Below are 22261 nucleotides of genomic sequence, written 5' to 3'. Positions count from 1 at the left end.
ATATAGTCGGATTTTGGCGGTGCGCGTGCTGGGCAACGGCTTGTCCCTGTCGCTGGGCAGGGTGCGCGGGGTGCAGCGCGGCCGTGCAAGCCTTGTGCGGTTTTCAGGGCGTAAAAACCGCGCGCGTCCTCTGCAAAACGCCCGCGTACCTACGTAGAATCCCTGCGGCGTTGTGCCCGCGTTTGCGCGGCACCCGCCGCGCCCCATCGCCAAGAAAGCATCCGTCGAATGACCCAGGCCAGTTTTAATTTCGACGCCCCACCGTTGCCCGCCGTCGAGGCCCCAAGCGAAGTCCCGCCGCGTGCTGCGCCCGTTGTGGCCGTGGCACCAGAGGCGCTGGCAGCTACAGCGCCCGCACCCGAAGCGCTCGAACCCGTTTGCGAAGCGCCGCGCCCCGCGGGCGTGAACCCGCTCGAAGACCCGCCTGAAGATCCGCCCGAGGTGGCGGTTGACTTTGAAGCCCTGGCGCGAGCGCTGGAGCAGCACCCCGATTTCCGCGTGCTGCGCCGTCTGGTGCCTTTGATGGACTTTGGCCCCCGCCCAGGTGCCCCGGCGGGCACGGCCGGTGTGCAGCGTGTGCTGGTGCTGGACACCGAAACCACCGGCTTGCAGCACCGCAGCGACAAGATCATTGAACTGGCCATGCTGCTGGTGCAGGTGGACACGGCGACAGGCTTGCCTTTCGGGCCGGTCGAGATATTTGAAGGTTTTGAAGACCCGGGCATGCCCATTCCCGAAGTGGCGAAGCAAGTCACCGGTATCCGTGACGATATGGTGAAAGGCCAACGCCTGGACGACGCTCAGGTGGCGGCCCTGGTGGCCAGGGCCGACTTGGTGATCGCGCACAACGCGGGCTTTGACCGGCCGTTTGTCGAGGCTCGCTTTCCCGGTTTTGCCGACAAGGCCTGGGCCTGCTCGTTTGCCGACATCGACTGGAAGGCCACCGGCGCAGGCTCTTCCAAGCTCAGCGCGCTGGCCCAGGACCACGGCTGGTTTTACGACGCCCACCGCGCCCAGGTGGACTGCCATGCCCTGCTGCAGGTGCTGACCCGCCCTGTGGGCAGCGGTGCCCGCACCGGACTGGCGCTGTTGCTGGACGCAGCCACAGCGCCCAGCTTCAAGCTGCGCGCCACGGGCTCACCGTTTGAATCCAAAGACCTGCTGAAGGAACGCGGCTACCGCTGGGACGCCGAAGCCCGCGTGTGGGCCTGCACGCTGCCCACGCCCGAACGGCTCGAAGCCGAGCTGGCGTGGCTCAAGAGCGAGGTGTATGGCCGACGCAGTGCCCGCCTGGAGATCGAAGCCATGGACAGCCGGGTGCGCTACTCAAGCAGGCCAGGGGTCATGTCTGAACGGGCGGTGTAGCGCTTTTCTTCAAACCTGTTGTGCCCCGCATGCAAGCCGGGTCAGGCCAGCGGAGCCTGACCCAGCCAGTCATCTTCAGTGCGAAAGCCTCAGAAGCGGTGGCGCAGGCCGACCGAATAGCCGCCGCCGCTGGACAGACCGTCCACTTTGTCGTGCATGGCCGCCACATACGCATCGGTCCGCTTTGACAGCGCGTGGCTGTAGCCCAGCGACAAGGTGTTGCGGTCAGCGCCCGTTTTCGGTGCAATGTGCCCCCATTGCACCAGCACGGCGCCAGCGCCCACAGGCACGCGTGCGCCGATGCCGGTGATGTCGTAGCTGTTGGCTGTGGTGCGGTTTTTCACCTCACCGTATTGCAGGAAGCCCTTGGCCACGCCAAAGTCGTAGGCCCCGCCCAGTTGCACGGTGCGGGTGTCGGGCAAGGCGGCTGTCTCGCCGTCTTTCTTGACATCTTGAACGACCACGGATGCTGACAGCGGGCCACTGCCATAGCCCAGGTTCACGCTCCAGTTGCCGCCATTGCTGGTGGAGCTGCTGTTGGCCTTGGTGGCCATGGCAGCGCCGAAGCGAAGACCGCCCATCGACGGGCTGGCGTAGGCGATGGAGTCGCTCCAGGCGGTGTCACCAGTCACTGTGCCGCTGGTGAAGTAATGACGAATGCTCGGTGAATAGCCGAACGAATCTCCAAAGGCGTTAAACAGCAATGTGGACACGAACAGCGCGGTGGTGTTTCGCCCTGCAGTCAAGGTGCCGTATTGCTTGTGCGACAGCCCTACCGAAGCGGTGCGAGCCCACATAGCGTCCCCGCCGAAGCGACCTTGGTCACCCGTGTCGGCGCGCAAGAAGCCTTCCAGCTTGAACACAGCTGACAAGCCCCCACCCAGGTCTTCGCTGCCCCCAAAACCGATGAAGCTGGTGGTCATCTTGCCGCTGTCCACTGCCGTGGTGGATGCGCCACCTGGGGCTTTGGTGGACCCCACGCTGAGGTCAACCAGGCCGTAGATGCTGACGTTGGACTGTGCTTGCGCGCCAAGGGCGACCAGACAAAGCGCAGACAAGAGGGTGAATTTTCGAGTCAGAACAGGTTTTTTCATGATGCAACTCCAGTTTTTTGAGAAAAAAAGAACAGTGAAAAGTCGTCGTGCCGGTGCGCAGCGTATGGGTTGAAAGGCTTTGCGCTGGGGCAGCCAAAGGCTTCGCACAAAGCGTGCCAGCACCTTGTCTGCCAACACAGTCACAGCAGCCGCACCACTCAGGTTTGCATACAGATATGCATACGAAACTGTATACGATGGGGGTCGGTTTGTACCTAGTGTTTACCCAAGTCGAGGCAGGTGGCCGTGTCTGGTCCGGCAGCAGCAGGGCCTTCCTCGGGCTGCAGAAACCGCCCGCGGTTGATCAAGCCAGCGGGAGTTTCACCACAAACCGCGAACCCTCACCCGGTACCGAAGTGACGCTGATGCCGCCGCCGTGGGCCTGGGCAATCTGCTGACAGAGCGACAGGCCAAGGCCGTTGCCTTCGTATTCCCGCCGCAGGTGCAGGCGGTGAAACGGCTGGAACAGTTTGTCAATGTCCTGGGGGTCAATGCCGATGCCGTTGTCGGCCACGGTCACGCAGACAAAGCCGTCGGCGGCTTGCGCGGTGACGGCGATGCGTGGCGTGCGCCCGGAGGGCATGAATTTCAGCGCGTTGGCGATGAGGTTTTGAAACAGCAGCGACAGCAAGCTGGCATGGCCCAGCACCACCGGCAGGGGGTCGATGGTCAGCTCGGCCTGGGTGGCTTGCAGCCGGGCCGCCAGGGCGTCGCGCAGTTCGTTCACGGTCTCGTCGAGCGAGACGGGCGACGGCGTTTCGGTTTCGCCCATCTTGAGCCGGGCGAAGCGCAGCACGTCGTCGAGCAGGGTGCGCATGCGCATGCCGGCCTGGTGCACCAGTTTCAGGTAGCGCTGGCCGCTGGGTGGCAGTGCTTCGCTGTGGTCCGAAGCCAGCAGCCCGGTGAACTGCACCACGGTGTTGAGCGGCTCGCGCAGGTCGTGCGAGGCCATGCGGACGAATTGTTCGAGCCCTTCGTTGGCGTGTTTGAGCTCGGCGGTTTTTTGCTCCAGCTCGGCGTGGCTGGCGCGCAGTTCGGCCAGGGCGGCAGCGAGCACCTGCGCGGGAACCAGAGCCGCCGCAAAGGCCAGGTAAAAGAAGCCCTGTTGCCAATGGTGCGTCACGGGGGGGGGCACCAAAATACCCAGCGCCTGCATGTTGGCGATGGTGATGGAGACCGCCAGCGTGACCAGCAGAGCGCCGCCCAGCGGCAGCAGCATGGCCGCCATCAGCAAGGGCATCACCGCGTACACAAAAGGAAACGTGAGGTAGGCCGTGCTGAGCACCGTGACGCCCACCGATACCATGGTCAAAGGGATCAGCCGGCCTCGCAGCAGCCTGGGCAATGGCCCCCGGGCCCAGGCACCGACCAGCACGAAGGCCAGCGGCAGCATGGACACCGAGCCAATCACCGAGCCCGCAAACCAGGTGAGCCAGATGTCGCCCAGCGCATCCATGCCCGAAGCCGACAGCAGCAATGCACCCAATGTGGCGCCCACCAGCAGGGGCAGCAGGCCGCCGTAAGCTAGCAGCGCCAGCAGCCGCCGGGGTGTGGCAATGTCCGTTTGGGTCAGCCCGGCGCGTTGCACCAGCCAGCCGCCCAGCAGCACCTCGGTGGCGTTGGCCGGAACAAACAACAGGGCTTGCAGCGGGTCGGTGCCCAGCAGCAGGTTGGCCAGTGCATTGCCCGTGGCCATGGACAGGACCAGCAGCGGCGCCTGGCGCAACGGACTGAAGGCGACCCAGGCAACGGCCAGGGCATTGGCGTACCAGATGGTGGCCATGCTGCCGGGTTGACCCGACAGTTGCAGCGAGACCAGCGCCGCCAGCGTGTAGCAAAGCCCAAGGGCCAGCGCTGATTGCCAGGGTGGACGCATGGGGCGGGCGGCAGGCAGGCCCGCAGCGCTGGCCTCTGCAGCGCGCATTGGCGCGGGGCTGAGGGGCTCAGACATGCGGCTTCTTGTCAGACGCCCGCCAGGCTTTCCAGCCCAGCAGCAGCAAGCCGCCGCTGAGCAAGCTGGCGCCCAGCACCGCGGGCCAGACCTGGGGTTGCCCCAGATTGTCCGAGTTCATCGGTTGCAGCCAGCGGTCGAGGACGGCTTGTCGTTGCCCGTGTGGGATGGCCAAAATAGCGGCGTCCATGCGCGCGCAAGCCAGGCTGTCCTTTGCGAATGCCAAAGCTGAGCTCGTAGTCAAAGCCTACGCGGCCTGCACCGCGCAAGCCCTGGAGCCCCTGCGCTTGAACGATGTGGGCCACGCTGGCCGCGTCGGCCACGGCCGCTTCAAAGCGCCCATCGGCCACGCCGAGCAGGGCTTGGGTGTCGTCGCTCACCGGTTGCCAGTCCACCATGGGGTGGGCCTTGCGCATGGCGGCCTCGACGGCATAGCCTTGGCCCACCGCCACGGGGCGCCCTTGCAGGCTTGTCAGTGCGTCCGAGGTGGGCAGCTGGGCGTGGTCGGTGCGCACCACCAAAATGGCTGGCACCTGCACATAAGGCCGCGTGAATTCAAGAAACACGGCGCGCTCGGGTGTAGGCCGCAACGACGTAATGACGTCGGCCTGGCCCTGGCGCAGGTTGGACAACAACGTTGGCAGGGGCGCCGCAGGCTGTTCCTGGACGCGCAAGCCGGTGGCTTCCTGCACCAGTCGAAGCATGTCGAAGGACAGGCCTTTGGGCGTGCCGTCCTGGTCTACGAACACAAAAGGCGGGTAGTCGCGCTCCACCGCCAGCCGAAGGGTGGGCGCTTCGGGTGGCGTGGCCCCCACGGCGCTGCCCAGCAAGCACCAGGCCAGTGCGGTCCCACGAAGGGTCTTTCGAACAACCAGGGCCGCAGGCATGTTCGGGCTCAGGGGCGGCCGATGAGGGTCACCAAGCTGCTGGCGGTTGCCTTGTCGATGGGTTTGGTCACGTAGCCTCTGACCGAGCCAAAGGTCTCGGCGCGCGAGCGGTCGCGTGGATCGGGTGACGAGGTGAGCATGACCACCACCGCTTCGGCCTGGTTGGCCGCGGCCAGCTTTTCGTAGGCCTCCAGAAAGTCAAAGCCATTCATGCCCGGCATGTTGATGTCGAGCAAGATCACCGCGATGCCGTGTGCGGGGTCGCTCTGCAGGTGGTGCAGAGCATCCTGGGCCGACTCGTACTCCACCACGTCGTAGGCCTGGTCGCAGCGCTCCAGCATCAGGCGCGTAAACAGCAGATCACTCTCGTTGTCGTCGATCAGCATCACGCGCCGGGTCATAAGTCAATCTCCATCAGGGCTGCAGCGTTGCGGGTGTGCGGTACTCGATAGTCGAGTCGCACCAAAGCATCAATGGCGCCTATTTAACCATTTGTTGCTTGTGGTTACCAGCGATACAGGCCTGGTGAGAGGCGACTGGCTGTGCCCAGCCAGGCATGTGGGCTTCAGGCCGCGCTGGTTGCAGCGCCTGGGTTGGTCAGGGTCATCAAAATGTCGGCGTACCAGGCGCAGTTGAGCCCGAGCGATTCGTCCAGCACCAGGTCGCGGTTGCCCATGTCCATGCGCGAAGAGTGCACACCCAGCAGCTTCCAGGGCAGGGCGGCTGTGGCCGCGCTGGGCGCCACATCGCGCATCACCACGGCAGCGCCGCTGGTGCCGCGGTGGGTCCGGGCATCTGTCAAAAAGTAGCCTTGGCCCTGAAAGCGGATGCCGTAGGGCGACGCAATGACCGCGTGGCGCACCACCGGCAGGTGGTGCAGCGCATCGTGAAATCCTAGCGGGAAGCCCACCACCAACAGCGAGGCGTCCACCGGAACGGCGTCAAACGTGGTTTGCAAGTGGGCCGGGGTGAAGGCGCGGATGATGGCGCCCTCGGGCAACTGGCTGCGGTCCAGTTCCAGCACCGCCACGTCAATTTCGCTCCCGCCGTCGCGGCCCTGGTGCCACACCGACTTTCCCTGCGCGTAAAGCAACATCGAAAACCCGGTGGAGCGGGTGAGGTTGGCGGCGTCCAGGTGCAGTTCAATTTCCAGCCGGTCCGGCAGGTGCTGCGAGGCCTCGTCGATCACCACGTGGCGGCTGGTCACCAGGTAAAGCCGCTCGTCGCGCTCAAAGAAAAAGCCACTGGCGTTGGTGAGCGCGTGAGAGCCGAGGTAGGTGGATACACGGGGCGCCGCCAGAAACAACGGGTCCACGGGCGCCGTGCCGGGCGGTTGCTGGGGAGCGGGTGCTGCCAAAGGTGCAGCGGTCGGGTTTTGCGGTTTCACGGGTTCAGTGTCGCAGCTTTCATGCCAAGGCGCGCCACCCTGTTCGGCTGCCGGTGTGCAAGCGCTTTGGGCCGGTACGCCCTCGGGTATCGGGGCTGTGGTCGAATCGCCCCTCCTGCACACCTTTTTGCCATGCACCCATGAACATCAACGACGATTTCACCCAGCGCATCGTGAGCCATGCCGACCAGTCGCTGTGGCAACCCTCGCCCCTGCCGGGGGTGGACCGCCGCCTGCTGGACCGGGTGGGTGACGAGGTGGCGCGGGCCACCAGTGTGGTGCGTTACGCACCAGGCTCGCGGTTTGATGCGCACCGGCACGGTGGCGGTGAAGAAATTCTGGTGCTGGACGGTGTTTTCTCAGACGAGAGCGGCGACCACCCCGCCGGCACCTACTTGCGCAACCCGCCGGGCAGCTCGCATGCACCGTATTCTCAAGAAGGCTGCGTGCTGTTCGTCAAGCTCTGGCAGTTTGCCGCCACCGACACCACCCCCGTGCGCCTGGACACCCGCAGCGAGCCCTGGCGGCCTGGCCTGGTGCCGGGCTTGTCCGTCATGCCCCTGCACGAGCACGACGGGGTCAGCACCGCACTGGTGCGCTGGGCGCCCCACACGCGCTTTCAGCCGCACCGCCACCCCGGCGGCGAAGAAATTTTTGTGCTGGACGGCGTGTTCAGCGACGAATGGGGCGACTACCCCACCCACACCTGGCTGCGCAGCCCCCGCTGGAGCGAACATGCCCCCTTCACCGGCCCGCAGGGTGCGCTCATTTATGTGAAGGTGGGGCACCTGGGCGCGGCGTTCCTGCAGCCCTGAGCGCCGCCCCCAGAGCGGCCACCGATGGTGCGCTGTGTGAATGTTGTACTTTTTGCAACAACCGCCCTGAACTGAAGGTGCTGGAGACGTTTTCAGTGCTGCATTTGATGTAATCGAGGCGCTTGTGTAAGCGGTTCTGCCAGAATGCCCTTAATCAATTTGGGGCAAAAAAAGATGACCGCTTGGGCCGTGGGTGCTTCGCTCGACCCCCTGTGTACGACTGCGCTCAGCGGCTTGGTGCCCAGCCGAGGGCTGAGCTGCGCGCGCCAAGCGGGTCGAAGGTTGTGGATCTGGCTGTTTGTGGCCCCGTGGCTCGCGCTGCTCGTGGGATGTGGCCAACCCCCCCTGCCTCCGTTGAGCGTGGGCTTGAATACCTGGGTGGGATACGACCCGCTGGTGCTCGCACGCGACAAAAAGCTGCTGGATCCGGGTCAGGTCAAGGTGATCGAGCTGTCTTCAAGCTCTGAAACCTTGCGGCATTTCCGCAATGGACTGCTGGACGCGGCGGCGCTGACCCTGGACGAAACCCTGCGGCTGGCCGACGAAGGCATTGATGTGCGTGTGGTGGCCGTGCTGGATGCCTCCAACGGTGCCGACGTGGTGCTGGTTGACCCCAGCATTGAGCGGCTGAGCGATCTGCGAGGCGCGGCTATCGCGGTCGAACAAACCACCGTGGGCGCGCTGATGCTGCAGCGTCTGTTGCAAGCAGCCGCACTGGAGCAGACCGACGTGAAGGTGCTCAATATGGACGCCACCCAGCACCTGCCGGCACTGAGGGCACAGCGGGTGAGCGCTGCCGTTTCTTACGAACCACTGGCCGGCGCCTTGCGCGCCGCGGGATTCAAGGAAATTTTTGACAGCCGACAGATGCCGGGTGACATTGTGGATGTGCTGGTGGTCCGGGCGGATCTGCTGAACACCCGGCAGGATCAGGTGGTCGCTTTGCTGGCCGCTTGGCAAGATGGGCTGCAGGCCTTGCTGGACGACACTGACGGGGCTGCCCGGCTGCTGGCGCTCGGCACAGACCTCTCGCCTGAGGCGTATCAGAGCACGCTCAAGAGGCTGAGTTTTTATGCACCAGCGCAGTCGCTGGAGCAACTCACGGGTGCGCCCCCGCCCCTGGGACGCAACGCGCAACCGCTTGTCACCACCTTGCAGACGATGGGGCTGCTCAAGAGAGTACCCGACTGGGATCGCTTGGTTTCGCCCGAGCCTGCGCTGCGCCTGCAATCGCTGAGGAGCCCTTCGTGAGCGGGGTGCGCTCGCCGCTGCGCCTGCCGGGTCGCTGGCTCGTGCCCTTGTTTTTGCTGGTTTTTGCCTTGCTGGCCTTGGCTCTGCGCTACAACCACCAAATGCAGGCGCTGGACCAGGAGGTTGGTTCGCAGGAGCAGCGGCGCTTGCTGGAGCGACTGAGCGTGGAGCAGACCCGGCTGGATGTGCAGACCGGCTTGGGCAACATGCCGCTGGTGCGCCGGCTGGTGGGCGGGCTGGCGTTGCACCAGGGGCTCACCCGTGCCTACTTGGTTGGCGCCGACGGCCGGGTAGAGGCAGCGTTGTCGCGGCTGGATATCGGGCAGCCGCTGGCAGCCGCATTGGCGCGAACCGAAGATCCTCCCGCGGTGTTGCAGGCACTGAGCCCACAGCGCATGTTGCCCGCGATGGTGGTGCAACGTGCCGAGGGGCTGCCGCTGTTGACGGCGTTGGTGCCGGTGCAAATGAATCGGCGCCTGCTGGTTGTGGTGGACTTGTCTTACCCGCTGGCGCAGCGCCGCGCCAGCGTGCAGGCCGAGGTGGCCACTGAAGGTGCGCTGATGCTGGCGGCTGCAGGCTTGCTGGCTGCGTTGCTGCATCTGTTGTGGTTCCGCCGCGCGCAGCGTCTGGCGCGATCCTTGTCCGAGATGGGTGCGGGCAACTTTGCGGCGCGCACCGGCCTGAGGGGTGGAGACGAGCTGGCACTCATCGGCGAGGCGGCTGACCGCATGGCTGACCAGCTGCAAACCGGTCAGGAGCGTATCCGCCGCATGACCGCCATCATCAACCGATCGCCTTTGGTGGTGATTGAGTGGCGCAACGTGCCAGGCTGGCCAGTCAATTTTGTGAGCGAGTCGGTTGAACAATGGGGTTATGCGCCCGCCGAGCTGCTCAGCGGGCAGCTTCATTTTGCCGACCTGATTCACCCCGACGATGTGGTGCGCATCACCGATGAAGTGACCCAATACCTGGCCCATGGCCCCGACGAATACCGCCAGGAATACCGCATTCGGTGTGCCGATGGGCGCTGGGTCTGGGTGGACGACCGCACCTCGCTCACGCGCGGGGACGGCGGTGAGGTGGTGTCCATCAGCGGCATTTTGCTGGACACCACGGCGAGGAAAGAGGCCGAGCTGGCCCAGCGCGAGCAGGCGGAGCTGCTGCGCATGTTTTACGAGCTGCCGTTTCTGGGCATGGCCATTTCGTCGCCGGACGACAAGCGCTGGCTGCAGGTGAACGACCGGCTTTGCGACATATTGGGCTATTCACGCGACGCGCTGCTGCGCATGAGCTGGGCCGAGATGACGCCGCCTGGTGATCTGGAGCGCAACGTCGAACTGTTCGACGAGTTGCTGGCCGGCCAGCGCAACGGCTACCGGATGGCCAAGCGTTTTTTGCGCAAGGACGGCGGTATCGTTCACGCCGAGATCGATGTGCGCTGCGTGCGTGACGCCGGTGGCAGCGTCAAACAGCTGTTTGCCACCATCCAGGATGTGACCGAGCGCAAACAGACCGAGGCCGCGCTGCGCACCCAGGAAATGCAGTTGCGGGAAGCGCAGCGCATTGGCCGCATGGGCAGCTGGGACCTGAACCTTGAGACCGGACACGTCAACTGGTCGGACGAGGTGTACCGCATTCATGAGGCGGATCCGGCCCAGTTCCAGCCTTCGTTTGACGCTTTCCTGAACCTGGTTCACCCGGAAGACCAGGCGCGTGTGCGGGCGACCTACCAGCGCTCGATCGATGAGCGAACCGTGTACGCCACCACCTGCCGCCTGGCTTTGCCGGGCGGGCGCATCAAGCACCTGCGCGTGCGCGGCGAGACCGAGTGGCAGGCCGATCGCCCCGTGCGCACCGTGGGTATGGTGATGGACGAGACGGATTTGATCGAGGCGCAGGTGGCGCGTGACCGGCTGGCCACCGTCATGGAGGCGACCTCTGACATCGTGAGCATGGCCGACCCGCAGGGGCGGGTGTTTTATTTCAACCGGGCCGGTTACCAGATGCTGGGCTTGCCCCTTGACCAGCCGCTGGACGGCGTGATTCCCAACGTACATCCGGACTGGGCCGCGAAGCGGGTGCTGGAGGAAGGTATCCCGACCGCGATTGCCGAGGGGCGTTGGCTGGGCGAGACCGCGATCCTCAGCCACCAGGGCACCGAGGTTCCGATGTCGCAGCTGATCATGGCGCACCACGATTCGCTGGGCCAAATTGACTATCTGTGGACCATCCTGCGCGACATTTCTGAGCGCAAGGCGGCCGAGGCTGCGCTGGGGCTGGAACGCTCCCGGCTGGCTGAGGCCCAGGCGGTCGCGCGTATCGGCAGCTGGAGCATCCAGATACCCAGCGGCGAGGTGAGCTGGTCGGCACACCACTACGCGGAGCTGGGGCTGGACCCGCAGCGGGTCACGCCCAGTGTGGAGGCTTACCTGTCGGTGGTGCACCCGGACGACCTGGCGCGCGTGCGGGCGCATGTGGAGCGTGTGGCGGAGCACCACGTTGAGGGTGTGACCAAGATCGAGCACCGCATCATCACCCCCCAGGGTGTTCGCCATGTTGAAGAGCGGGCGAGTGTGGAAAAGGACGCCGAGGGCTGCGTGGTGCGGCTCTACGGCACCACCATGGACATCACCGACCGTGTGCTGGCCGGCCAGGCCTTGCGTGAAGCCAAAGACATGCTGGAGCAGGGCGAGGCCGTGGCGCGCATGGGCAGCTTCTCCTACGACAGTGCCACCGGGGTGTTGACCTGGTCGCGCCAGGCCTTTGCGACCATCGGGTTGCCTTGGGCGCCTCAGCCGCCCAGCATCGACGAATACTGTGCATGCGTTCACCCGGACGACGTGGGGATGTTGCGCGAATCCATCGGGCTGCTGGTGGCTGGCAGTGAGGTGCCTGAGGTGCGTTTCCGAACCCATCCTGACCGGGGGCCGGTGCGCTGGCTTCGCCGCGTCTTCAGCAGGTTAGACCGTGCTGCGGTGGGCCTCAAGCCGCGTTATGTCGGCACCCTGCAAGACATCACCGATGCCGTGAAGGCCGAAGAAAAATTGCGCCAGATCAACCTGCAGCTGGAACAGCGTGTGGCCGAGCGCACCGCGCAACTGAGCGTGGCCAACCGGGAGCTGGAGGCGTTTTCGTACACCGTGTCGCACGACCTCAAAGCGCCCTTGCGTGGCATTGATGGTTACAGCCAGTTGCTGGTGGAGGAATACAGCAGCCGGCTGGACGATGACGGGCGCGAGTTCGTGCAGCGCATTCGGCAAGGTGTGCGCCAGATGGGCGAATTGATCAACGATCTGCTGGAATATTCGCGCATGGAGCGCCGTGACATGGCGGTTGAGCCGGTCGCCTTGCAGCCCCTGGTCGAGAAGATTTTGGATGGCTACCACGCCGACATTCAAAAGCAGGGGGCGCAGGTGCAGCTGGCCTTGGAGGCCATGACGCTGTCGCTCGACCGCGAAGGTATGTCGGTGGTGCTGCGCAACCTGGTTGGCAATGCACTGAAGTTCAGCCGGGAAAGCCATCCCTCTGCCATCGAAATCGGGGCTCGTACCGATGCTGGTCGGCGTATCCTTTGGGTGCGTGACAACGGCGTGGGCTTTGACATGCAGTACCACGACCGCATGTTCGGTATTTTTCAGCGCTTGCACCGGGCCGAAGACTATCCCGGCACAGGCGTGGGTCTGGCGCTGGTGGCCAAGGCGGTTCAACGCATGGGCGGACGCGTCTGGGCCGAGAGTACGCTGGGCGTGGGTGCTACTTTTTACCTGGAGTTTCCTGAATGACGACGTCTGTTTCCACGCCGCCCATTTTGCTGGTTGAAGACAACCCGATGGACCTTGACCTGACGCTGCGTGCGTTCAACAAGAAACGGTTTTCCAACAAGATCGAGATCGCCCGCGACGGTGAAGAGGCGCTGGCTTTCTTCCCGCGTTGGGAGGCCGGTGAACCCTTGCCGGCCGTGATCTTGCTGGACATCAACATGCCCAAGGTCAATGGGCTGGAGGTGCTCAAACAGCTGAAAGAGCACCCGATTTTTCGCCGCATACCGGTGGTGGTGCTCACGTCGTCGCGCGAAGACCGCGACCTGAAAACCGCCTACGACCTGGGTGTGAACTCCTATATTGAAAAACCGGTGAGCTTCACCAAATTCATTGAAGTTGCGGAGCACATTGAGCTGTATTGGTGCGTCTTCAACGAGCGCCCCTTTTGACGACCCCAACAAGGAACAACCATGCTGAAAATTCTGATTCCTACCGATGGTTCCGAGCAGGCCCTGCTGGCTGTGGACCACGCGCTGGCCCTGGTGAACAACGGTCTCAAGGCCTGCTTTGTGGTGGCCAATGTGCAAGACACCGCCACGCTGTATGAAATGGTGGTGGCGCACGACCCCAGTGTGTTGCAAGCTGTGAACGAGGGTGCCGGGCACGACCTCATGGCGCCGGCCGTGGCGCTGCTGGAAGCCGCAGGCCAGGCGGTCGAACAGGAAGTGGCCACGGGCGATGCCGCGCAGATGCTGGTGGACATGGCCGAGCGCCATGGCTGCGATGCCATCATCTTGAGCGCGCGCGGGATGGGCAGTTTGCGCGCTTCGGTTATGGGCTCGGTGTCCCATGAGCTGCTGGAGAGCTCACCCGTGCCGGTGACGGTGGTGAAAGCGCCGGAAGCCGTCGAAGAGGCCGACGAAGAAAGCGAAGAGGGCGAAGAAGGCAACTGAGACCCGCCCGCGCGTTGCGCTGGCCCACTCCAAGCCCACCGGCCACGGCCCGTGGGCTTTGTTGTTTGGCGAGGTAGCGGTTCACAGGCTCTGCGGCGCCATCGGTGGTTTTTTGGTGTTCAAACCTTTGATGAATATTACGTTTAGAGAAACGTATTTACCAATAGTGAATTATTGGCTATAGTTCAAACCCAGCACCGCCGAGGGATGTTCATCGGCGGGCGACACCCACAGGAGCACCGCAGGCATGGCCACCTACACCTACCCCACTTTCCCCTACCAGGCGCCGCACGACCTGATGCAAGGCGCGCCGCAGCGCAAACCGCTGGTGATCATTGGCGCCGGCCCGGTGGGTCTGGCGGCGGCCATTGACGCCCGCTTGCAGGGGCTGGACGTGTTGCTGTTTGACGAAGACGACAGCGTGTCTTTTGGCTCGCGGGCGGTGTGTTACGCCAAGCGCACGCTGGAGATTCTGGACCGCCTGGGTGTGGGCGATGGGGTGGTGGACAAGGGTGTGAGCTGGAGCGTGGGCCGCACCTTTTTGCGCGAAGAAGAGGTGTACCGCTTCAACCTGGTGCCCGATGCGGGCCACAAGCGCCCCGGCATGATCAACCTGCAGCAATACCACCTGGAAGAAGCGCTGGTGAAACGCGCCACCGAGCTGGGTGCCGACCTGCGCTGGAAATACAAGGTGGTGGGTGTGGAGCCCTTGGCCGATGGCGCCCGCGTCAGCGTTGAGACGCCGGACGGGCATTTCGACATCGAGGCCGACTGGCTGATCGTGGCCGACGGTGCGCGCTCCAATGTGCGCCGCCAGCTGGGGCTGGACATTGAAGGCCATGTGTTCAAAGACCGCTTTCTGATCGCCGATGTGGTGATGAAGGCGGACTTTCCGGCTGAGCGCTGGTTCTGGTTTGATCCGCCGTTTCACCCCAACCAGAGCGTGCTGTTGCACAAGCAGAGCGACAACGTGTGGCGCATCGACTTCCAGCTCGGCTGGGACGCCGACCCGGAAGAGGAAAAGAAGCCCGAAAACATCATGCCGCGCGTGAAAGCCATGCTGGGCGATGACCGCGAGTGCACGCTGGAATGGGCCAGCATCTACACCTTCCAGTGCCGCCGCATGACGAACTTTCGCCACGGGCATTTGCTGTTTGCGGGTGACGCGGCGCACCAGGTGTCGCCGTTTGGCGCACGCGGCGCCAACTCGGGCCTGCAAGACACGGACGACCTGCTCTGGAAACTGGCGCTGGTGATCAAAGGCCAGGCGCCCGAAGCTTTGCTGGACACCTACAACGACGACCGCGTGTACGCGGCCGACGAAAACATCCGCAACTCGACCCGCTCCACCGACTTCATCACGCCCAAGAGCGCGGTGAGCAAGTTGTTTCGCAATGCCGCGTTGGAGCTGGCCCGTAGCCAGCCTTTTGCCCGCAAGCTGGTGAATTCGGGCCGCCTGAGCGTGCCGGCTTTCCTGGTGCATTCGGCCTTGAACACGCCCGATGTGGACAGCTTCGCCGGTGACATGGTGCCGGGTGCGCCGCTGGACGACGCGCCGGTGCGCGTCGCTGGCACCGATGGCTGGTTGCTTGACCAGCTGGGCAACCGCTTTGCGTTGTTGGCCTTTGCCGATACGGCCGATGCCGTGGACACCAGCTTGCCCGGTTTGCGGGCGCAGGCTGCTGCGCTGGCGTCAGCCGCTATACCGGTGCACACCCTGCTGGTGACGGCACACGCCGGTAGCGCCCTGGCTGGGCTGCCCACCCTGCACGACCGCGACGGCTTGTTGGCCCAGCGCCTGGACGCCCGCCCTGGCACCTGCTACTTGGTGCGCCCCGACCAGCATGTGGTCGCCCGCTGGCGCACCTTTGATGCGGCCGCCCTGCAAGCCGCCCTGCACCGCGCCACGGCCCAGCCTGTCGTCGAAACCGCCACCGCCTGAACCCGAGGAACACACCATGCCCCTGCAGTTGCAACCCAACCTGAGCGAACCCGGCCAGCGCTACTTTCGCGACTTCACACCCGGTGACGATTTTTATGAAGCCCTGATCGAAGCCCACCGCGACCTGAGCGACGAACAGAGCCAACTGCTCAACGCCAAGCTCATCTTGTTGCTGGCCAACCAGGTGGGCGACATCGCGGTGTTGAAACAGACCCTGGCGATCGCCCGCACAGGGACCTGAAAAGCCAGAGAGCCAGTCCGGTTCCAAAACCCATTCGCCCGAAGGAGACTCCCATGAACATCCGCAAGATCCACCACGTGGCCTACCGCTGCAAAGACGCCAAAGAAACCGTGCTGTGGTACCAGAAGCACCTGGGCATGAATTTCGTGCTCGCCATCGCCGAAGACCAGGTGCCGTCCACCCACGCGCCCGACCCTTACATGCACCTGTTCATGGACGCGGGCGGCGGCAACATCCTGGCGTTTTTTGAATTGCCCAACGCACCCGAAATGGGCCGCGACCCCAACACGCCCGAGTGGGTGCAACACATTGCGCTTGAAGTGGGCACCGTGGCCGAGCTCGAAGCCGCCAAGGAACGCCTGGAAGCGGCCGGTGTGCCCGTGATCGGTATCACCGACCACACCATCTTCAAGTCCATTTACTTCTTCGATCCCAACGGCCACCGCCTGGAACTGGCCGCCAACACCGCCACACCCGAGATGATGAAAAAGCTCGACGATGTGAAGTGGGACATGTTGGAAGAGTGGAGCCAAACCAAGCGCGCGCCCAAACACGCCGCCTGGATGCACGAGCGCGAGTTCGCCGCCAGCTGACAGACGGTAGGCTGGACAGCGCGCTCCAGCCTCAAGTTTTGGTGCCAGGCGCCGAAACAGCTGGGGAGAACACCGGGATTGTCTCCCCCCGTGTGTGCTGAAAGGGCTACCCCATGATCAACATTTCAACCAACCACGCGGTGTCCTGGCCTCAGCCGGTGTCGGCCGCGGTGGCGCCAGTGTCGGCTGTGACGGCCGTGAAACCCGTGCAAGAAAGCCGCGGCGACGGCCAGGCCAGCCTGGGTGGCGGCCGCGAGGGCGCTCCGGGCCAGGCGCAACGCCGTGAAGGCGGGCGCAATGCGGGTGTGGAGGTCAGCGTCAGCCCCGAGGCGGCACCCCTGTTGCCCCGTGAGGCGGCGCAGGCCGCGGCCACTGCGCCCAGCGATGCCGCCATGAAAAAAGAGCAGGCTGCGGCCAAGCAAGCCGAACAAGCGGACCAGGCCCAGAAAGCCGAAGAGCAGTCCAAGAAGCTGCAGCTGCAAGAAGTGTTGACCAATGTGTGGCAAGCCAGCGCAGCGGTGGTGGACCGGGTGCTGGGTCGCACGATCGGTGCTGACGCCGACGCGCCCGGCAACCAGAGCGACACCTCACCCAGCATCGGTGTGGTGTCGGCCATGCAGACGCCGCGCAAGGTGGCTGTGCCAGAGCAAGCCGCCCGGCCTCCCGTGGAGCCCTTGCCCTGGCCCGTGATACCCGAGGGCAGCGCCCAAGCCGAGGCACTGGCAGCAGATGTGGATCCCCGCCCGGTGCAAGAGGTGGTTGCCTACGACGAAAACGGCAACAGCAGCCTGGCGCCACTGGAAGCGGGCAGCCTGGTGAGCGAGCGGGTTTGATGCCATGACCGCGCCGGACAAGGTGGCTTGCACGCGCTGACCGCCAAGCCCGTAGGCCTTGTTCAGCCCGGCCCAACCACCAACAGCATCCAACAAAAAAACAAAAGGCGCCTGCGGGCGCCTTTTGTCTGGGCAAGCTGAAAGTGAAGGGTCTGGCCGAAGGTGGATGCCCGCCCGCTCTCAGACCGCGTGTTGCATGTCGTATTGGCGCAAGGCCTTTTGGGTCAGCTCCAGGTCGCGCATGAGCTGGGGGCCCAGATTGTTGATTCATTTCCAAAACTGGGCCATTTCGGGACGCGTTCACGTTGAAATCTGAGCCACGTTGCCGCTCTATCCTGCTGAATTTTTCAGCACGGAGGAGCAGGAGTGATCAACGTGAGCACATTGAGCAAGTTACGCCGCCTCGTGCTGAGGCAGGACGTGTCGGTGCGCGAGGCCAGCAGGCGCCTCGGTATCTCGCGCAACACAGCCACCAAGTGGCTCAAGGACGGCCAGATGGCCGAGCCCCAATACCCACAGCGGGACTCGGGGCCCAGCATCCTCGATCCGTACAAAGAGCAGTTGAGCCAGTGGCTCAAGGCCGATAGCCATCGCAGCAAGCGCGATCGGCGTGGGGTCAAGGCGATGTTTGAAGCACTGCGGGCGCAGGGCTACAGCGGCAGCCGAGGGCCGGTCTACGCCTTTGCCCAGCGCTGGCAGCAAGAGCAAGGCAACGCTGCGCGCGGCGCCGGGTTTGTGCCGCTGAGCTTCGAGCTGGGCGAGGCGTTCCAGTTCGACTGGAGCTGCGAGTACCTCTTCATAGGGGGACTGCGCCGCCGTCTGGAGGTGGCGCACACCAAGCTGGCGGCCAGTCGCGCCTTCTGCCTGGTGGCGTACTACAGCCAGGCGCACGAGATGCTGTTCGACGCGCACGCACGGGCGTTTGCCCTCTTCGGTGGCGTGCCCCGGCGGGGCATCTACGACAACATGAAGACTGCGGTAGACAAGGTCGGCCGGGGCAAGCAGCGCAGCGTCAATGCACGTTTCGAGGTGATGACCGGGCACTACCTGTTCGAGCCGGAGTTCTGCAACCGGGCCGCCGGCTGGGAGAAGGGAGTCGTCGAGAAGAACGTTCAGGATCGGCGCAAGGACATCTGGAGGGAAGCCAGTGAGCGGCGCTGGGGGACGCTTGGCGAGCTCAACGACTGGTTGCAGCAGGCCTGCGTGAAGGCCTGGGCCGAGATGAGTCACCCTGAGTGGGTGCACCTCACGGTGGCTGATGTCTGGCAGGACGAACGTGTTCGCCTCATGCCCAACCCCCGTGCGTTTGACGGCTATGTGGAGCAGCCGGTGCGGGTCTCTGCGACTTCGCTGATCCACTTCCAGCGCAACCGCTACAGCGTGCCGTGTGAATGGATCCACGCGGTGGTCAGTCTGCGGGCCTACGCGGATGGCCTGCTGGTGGTCGGACCCGATGGGCGGCAGGTGCGCCTGGAGCGCAGCTTCGAGCGGAATCAGACGATCTACGACTGGATGCATTACATCGCGCTGGTCGAGCGAAAGCCCGGTGCGCTACGCAATGGTGCGCCCTTCAAGACCATGCCCGAACCCCTGCAGGAACTGCAGCGCCAGTTGCTGCGCCACAGCGGGGGCGACAGGGTGATGGCGCAGGTGCTCATGGGGGTGAGCCTGCATGGGCTGGAGGCCGTGCAGGTGGCGGTGGAGCTGGCGCTGCAGTCCGGGCGGGTGAGTGCCGAGCACGTGCTCAACGTGCTCTCTCGCTTGCAGGAGGAGCGTGCGCCCGAGCCGCCAGTGGCCACGATGCTCACGCTCAACACGCCGCCACTGGCCAACCTGCAGCGCTATGACGCACTGCGCAACCCCCAGCCTCATGAGGCGTCACCGGAGTCCGACCATGCATGACATCATTGATGCTTTCAAAGGGCTGGGCCTGCACGGCATGGCCAGTGCCTGGCCGGAGGTGCTGGGCACCGCCCGCATGAAGTCGCTCGATCATGAGGCCGTGTTGCACCATCTCATCAAGGCTGAGACGGCGCAGCGCGAAGTGCGCTCCATGGCCTACCAGATGCGCGTGGCGCGGTTCCCATCGCACCGCGATCTCGCTGGCTTTGACTTCGTCCATGCGCAACTCGATGAAGCGCTGGTGCGCCAGCTGCACACCCTTCGATTCCTGGAGTCGGCGCACAACGTGGTGCTGGTCGGTGGCCCCGGCACGGGCAAGACCCACCTGGCTACGAGCCTGGGGATCGAGGCGATCCGCATGCACGGCAAGCGGGTGCGTTTCTTCTCCACGGTGGAGTTGGTCAACGCCCTGGAGCTGGAGAAGGCGCAGAACAAGTCTGGGCAGTTGGCACATCGCCTGATGTATGTCGATCTGGTGATCCTGGATGAACTGGGCTACTTGCCGTTCACGCAGTCGGGCGGCGCGATGCTGTTCCACCTGCTCTCCAAACTCTATGAGCGAACGAGCGTGGTGATCACCACCAACCTCACCTTCTCGGAGTGGAGCAGCGTCTTTGGCGACGCCAAGATGACCACCGCCTTGCTCGACCGACTGTAAGCGCTCTATGAACCCCGTCTTTTAAAGGCAAGGCTGATCGGAGATGCTACGTGTCCACGTACAACAAGGTGGACACCTACGGAAGTTGTCAAGCTAGTTGTCGCCTGAGGTTGTCAAATCAAGCTGCCTTCTGATCGGACTCCTTGGTTTGTGGGCTGTCTGGGTTTAGGTGAACCTCGTCGATGAAGGTCCAGTTGCGGGTGTTTCCTGACCAACGCGCTGGATGTTGTTGCCTGGCTTTTTCATAGACCGCAGCACGTGCGTGCAGCAAAGCTTCATCGGTCTGTGCATGGCGCTGCGCGGGGGTCACGAAGCTGATTGCACTGTGCCTGTGCTGCTCGTTGTACCAGTGCACCAGCTCGGTCACCCAGCGCCTGGCCTGCATCAGATCGGCAAACGGCTTGAGCGGCAGCTGCGGGCGGTACTTCAAGGTCTTGAACAGCGATTCGGCGTATGGGTTGTCGTTGCTCACCGCGGGGCGGCTGCGGCTGTGTGCCACGCCCAAGCGCTGCATGGTGGCCAGCATCGTTTCGCCCTTCATCGGACTGCCGTTGTCCGAATGCACTGTGACCTGATCCGCACCAACGCCCTGGCGCCGACAGATGTCCTCCAGCAGCGCTGCAGCCCGCTCGGCGCTCTCGCAATCGAAGACCTGCCAGCCCACCACCTTGCGGCTGAAGATGTCCACGAACAGGTACAGGTAGAAGAACAGGCCGCGCACCTGGGTGGGCAAGTAGGTGATGTCCCAACAGTAGATCTGGTCGGGCCTTCTCGCCACCAAGGCGCGGGGTTTGCTGCGCTTTTGCGGCACGCGTTCAAGGCGGCGGTGAGCCAGTTGCCCAGCCTGACGCAGCAGCCTGTACAGGGTTGACTCGCTCGCCACGTACATGCCCTTGTCAGCCAGACGGGGCACGATCTGGCTGGGTGGCAGGTCCTTGAACTCCTCACTGTTGAGCACAGCCAGAGCCGCCAGGCGTTCAGCGTCGCTCAGTTTGTTGGGCGGGCAGTTATGACTGCGTTGATCAGGGGTGCGCCTGTCGCCCACATACAGCGCATTTTTTCCAGCATCCACCCAGCGCTGCACAGTGCGTGCGGCCAGCCCGATGATCTCGCAGGCCCTGTGCAAGCGGGCGCCAGCGATGCAAGCTTCGGCGATCAGCTCCAGCACGGTGGCGCGTTGTGCGAGGGTGCTCATGTGTCCTCGCCCTGCGATTTCAGAACCAAGGCCTGGAACTTTTTTTGAAGGATCAGCAAAGCGGCGGCCTCGGCCAGCGCGCGGTCCTTGCGGCGCACCTCGCGCTCCAGCTGGTCGTGCCGGCCTTGCAACTCGCGCAGCGCAGTGTTGGCCAGGCGTTGCTCAGCGGCGCTGGCAGCAGCGGGTTGCGTCGATGCGCAAAAGGCTTCGCGCCACTGGATCAGCTGGTGCTCGAATAAGCCCTTCTCGCGGCACCAGGCGTGCAGCGCCGGCCCCACCAGGGTGTGGCTTTCGTTCAAGGCCAACAGCCGCTGAACAGGGCTCCACTGGGCTGCGGGCGTATCGCTGGGCAGCGTTGGCGCATGCGCCAACGCTGCCCCCACAGGGCGCGATCTCTTGAGCCAGCCCTTGAGCGTTCCCAGTGGCATGTTCAGCTCAGTGGCCACCGATTCCAAGGTGCGCGAGCCGCGCGTGCGGACCTTGCTCAATGCCTGCTCTATGAACTCTGGCGAATGTTGATTCTTTTGCATGTTGTGTCGCTTTGGCGCGGATCATCCGCGTGAAAAGGGAGGCGACAACTAGTCTGACGCAGGGGGCCTATGACAGAGATCAGTGCAGAGTTGAAGAGCAGATTGGTCAGCGGACGAAAGCGTGATGGGCGCTGTGCATACGACCCAGTTGCCAAAGCGGAGCTTGTTCAGTCCTGCATGCAGCCCGGCGTTTCCGTGGCGCGCATGGCGCTGCAATACGGCATCAACGCCAACTTGCTGCGCCGCTGGATCACCCAGCGCATGGGCACGGACATGAAGGCCGGTCGGGCCAACATGCCGACTGTAGCGATGGGCGGCGGCGATACATTTGTGCCGCTGCGACTTGCACCACCCGGTGCTGTGCCTGTCGCTGCTGCGCTCAAGGTTCGGCTTCACGCTCGACTGCCCAATGGGGTGGAGGTCGACCTCAGCGAGGCAGGCCCGGGCGAGTTGCTGCCCGTCATTGAACTTCTGGGGCGCCTGCCATGTTCCGGCTCGACGACACGCTGACGGTGTACCTGCACCGCCCGGCCATCGACTTTCGCATGGGTATCAACGGTCTGGCCATCCTGGTGGAGCAAGCCCTGGGAATGAACCCATTCGCCAGGTCGGTATACGTGTTCAGCAACCGCCGTCGCACCCGAGTCAAGATCCTGGGCTGGGACCGCAACGGCTTCTGGTTGTTGATGAAGCGTCTGGAGCAAGACCGCTTCATCTGGCCAGACGAGGCGGTGGTGCCGACGCTGACAGTGGAGCAACTGCACTGGCTTCTCGATGGTATGGATCTGGCGTTTATACAGAGGCACCCACAGCGGTTCTACGAGCGTGTCGCCTGAGCCGCTGGCTGTCCAATGTCGCAAAATATTTGTCGCAAAATAGCGCTCACAAGGAACCGCCTGAGCG

At 64.1% G+C, this 22261-nt stretch carries 20 protein-coding genes and 1 pseudogene; 14 read left to right on the top strand and 7 right to left on the bottom strand.

The genetic code is table 11. The features are described from left to right. The first annotated feature begins 228 nt into the window (after positions 1 to 228). Positions 229 to 1365, top strand: a complete 1137-nt coding sequence (locus tag AC4QBL_RS14085) for a 3'-5' exonuclease (RefSeq protein WP_472908056.1) — start codon at positions 229 to 231, stop codon at positions 1363 to 1365. A gap of 89 nt (positions 1366 to 1454) precedes the next feature. Here AC4QBL_RS14085 and AC4QBL_RS14080 read toward each other — a convergent pair whose 3' ends face one another. From AC4QBL_RS14080 to AC4QBL_RS14060, 5 genes are all read right to left on the bottom strand, one after another. After that, positions 1455 to 2459: a porin gene (locus tag AC4QBL_RS14080; RefSeq protein WP_472908055.1), complete on the bottom strand. Its 1005-nt coding sequence runs from the start codon at positions 2457 to 2459 to the stop codon at positions 1455 to 1457. A 304-nt stretch (positions 2460 to 2763) separates the two neighbouring features. Beyond that, complete coding sequence (locus AC4QBL_RS14075; protein WP_472908054.1) at positions 2764 to 4410, bottom strand: sensor histidine kinase; 1647 nt, start codon at positions 4408 to 4410, stop codon at positions 2764 to 2766. Between the two features lie 11 nt (positions 4411 to 4421). After that, positions 4422 to 5297: a transporter substrate-binding domain-containing protein gene (locus AC4QBL_RS14070; protein WP_472908053.1), complete on the bottom strand. Its 876-nt coding sequence runs from the start codon at positions 5295 to 5297 to the stop codon at positions 4422 to 4424. A gap of 8 nt (positions 5298 to 5305) precedes the next feature. After that, the gene (locus AC4QBL_RS14065) at positions 5306 to 5698 is read right to left on the bottom strand and encodes a response regulator (RefSeq protein WP_472902113.1); all 393 of its coding nucleotides are present in this window, start codon (positions 5696 to 5698) and stop codon (positions 5306 to 5308) included. A gap of 164 nt (positions 5699 to 5862) precedes the next feature. Then, entirely contained in the window at positions 5863 to 6654 is a 792-nt protein-coding gene (locus tag AC4QBL_RS14060) for a S1 family peptidase (RefSeq protein ID WP_472908078.1), read from the bottom strand. Between the two features lie 170 nt (positions 6655 to 6824). On the opposite strand from AC4QBL_RS14060, the gene AC4QBL_RS14055 reads away from it, so the two are divergent. The 11 genes and pseudogenes from AC4QBL_RS14055 to istB all read left to right on the top strand — a co-directional run. Further along, on the top strand, positions 6825 to 7499 hold the full coding sequence (locus tag AC4QBL_RS14055; protein WP_472902112.1) for a cupin domain-containing protein: 675 nt from the start codon (positions 6825 to 6827) through the stop codon (positions 7497 to 7499). Between the two features lie 366 nt (positions 7500 to 7865). Further along, positions 7866 to 8750, top strand: coding sequence for an ABC transporter substrate-binding protein (locus AC4QBL_RS14050; RefSeq protein ID WP_492131599.1), 885 nt, complete (start codon positions 7866 to 7868; stop codon positions 8748 to 8750). Beyond that, entirely contained in the window at positions 8747 to 12532 is a 3786-nt protein-coding gene (locus AC4QBL_RS14045; protein ID WP_472908051.1) for a PAS domain-containing protein, read from the top strand. Before AC4QBL_RS14050 ends, AC4QBL_RS14045 begins: the two co-directional genes overlap by 4 nt. Further along, positions 12529 to 12960 carry a response regulator gene (locus AC4QBL_RS14040; RefSeq protein ID WP_472902109.1) on the top strand — a complete coding sequence of 144 codons (432 nt, stop codon included), beginning with the start codon at positions 12529 to 12531 and terminating at the stop codon, positions 12958 to 12960. The genes AC4QBL_RS14045 and AC4QBL_RS14040 overlap by 4 nt, the downstream gene beginning before the upstream one ends. Before the next feature lie 21 nt (positions 12961 to 12981). Continuing rightward, positions 12982 to 13464 carry a universal stress protein gene (locus AC4QBL_RS14035; protein WP_472902108.1) on the top strand — a complete coding sequence of 161 codons (483 nt, stop codon included), beginning with the start codon at positions 12982 to 12984 and terminating at the stop codon, positions 13462 to 13464. Positions 13465 to 13711: 247 nt separating this feature from the next. Beyond that, positions 13712 to 15406: an FAD-dependent oxidoreductase gene (locus tag AC4QBL_RS14030; protein ID WP_472908050.1), complete on the top strand. Its 1695-nt coding sequence runs from the start codon at positions 13712 to 13714 to the stop codon at positions 15404 to 15406. Positions 15407 to 15422: 16 nt separating this feature from the next. Continuing rightward, on the top strand, positions 15423 to 15647 hold the full coding sequence (locus tag AC4QBL_RS14025; protein ID WP_472908049.1) for a DUF2783 domain-containing protein: 225 nt from the start codon (positions 15423 to 15425) through the stop codon (positions 15645 to 15647). A 53-nt stretch (positions 15648 to 15700) separates the two neighbouring features. Continuing rightward, a complete protein-coding gene (locus AC4QBL_RS14020) occupies positions 15701 to 16240 on the top strand; it encodes a VOC family protein (RefSeq protein WP_472908048.1) in 540 nt (179 codons plus the stop codon). A 113-nt stretch (positions 16241 to 16353) separates the two neighbouring features. Then, positions 16354 to 17073: a hypothetical protein gene (locus AC4QBL_RS14015; RefSeq protein ID WP_472908047.1), complete on the top strand. Its 720-nt coding sequence runs from the start codon at positions 16354 to 16356 to the stop codon at positions 17071 to 17073. 375 nt (positions 17074 to 17448) lie between these two features. Continuing rightward, the gene (istA, locus tag AC4QBL_RS14010; RefSeq protein ID WP_492131598.1) at positions 17449 to 18975 is read left to right on the top strand and encodes an IS21 family transposase; all 1527 of its coding nucleotides are present in this window, start codon (positions 17449 to 17451) and stop codon (positions 18973 to 18975) included. Next, positions 18968 to 19630: pseudogene (gene istB / locus AC4QBL_RS14005) on the top strand (IS21-like element helper ATPase IstB); the annotation flags it as partial. The gene istA and the pseudogene istB, both read left to right, overlap by 8 nt. Positions 19631 to 19751: 121 nt before the next feature. Here the strand turns inward: istB and AC4QBL_RS14000 are convergent. Together AC4QBL_RS14000 and AC4QBL_RS13995 are read right to left on the bottom strand one after the other, a co-directional pair. Then, positions 19752 to 20828, bottom strand: a complete 1077-nt coding sequence (locus tag AC4QBL_RS14000) for an IS3 family transposase (RefSeq protein ID WP_472900372.1) — start codon at positions 20826 to 20828, stop codon at positions 19752 to 19754. After that, on the bottom strand, positions 20825 to 21358 hold the full coding sequence (locus AC4QBL_RS13995; protein ID WP_472900371.1) for a transposase: 534 nt from the start codon (positions 21356 to 21358) through the stop codon (positions 20825 to 20827). Before AC4QBL_RS13995 ends, AC4QBL_RS14000 begins: the two co-directional genes overlap by 4 nt. A 177-nt stretch (positions 21359 to 21535) precedes the next feature. Here AC4QBL_RS13995 and AC4QBL_RS13990 point away from each other — a divergent pair, with 177 nt between their 5' ends. Further along, a complete protein-coding gene (locus tag AC4QBL_RS13990; protein ID WP_492131597.1) occupies positions 21536 to 21868 on the top strand; it encodes a transposase in 333 nt (110 codons plus the stop codon). Continuing rightward, the gene (gene tnpB / locus AC4QBL_RS13985; RefSeq protein WP_472907609.1) at positions 21844 to 22194 is read left to right on the top strand and encodes an IS66 family insertion sequence element accessory protein TnpB; all 351 of its coding nucleotides are present in this window, start codon (positions 21844 to 21846) and stop codon (positions 22192 to 22194) included. Before AC4QBL_RS13990 ends, tnpB begins: the two co-directional genes overlap by 25 nt. The last annotated feature ends 67 nt before the right edge of the window (positions 22195 to 22261 follow it).

Source organism: Hydrogenophaga sp. L99 (assembly GCF_058731905.1).
This window is presented reverse-complemented; position numbering and strand designations above follow the sequence as displayed.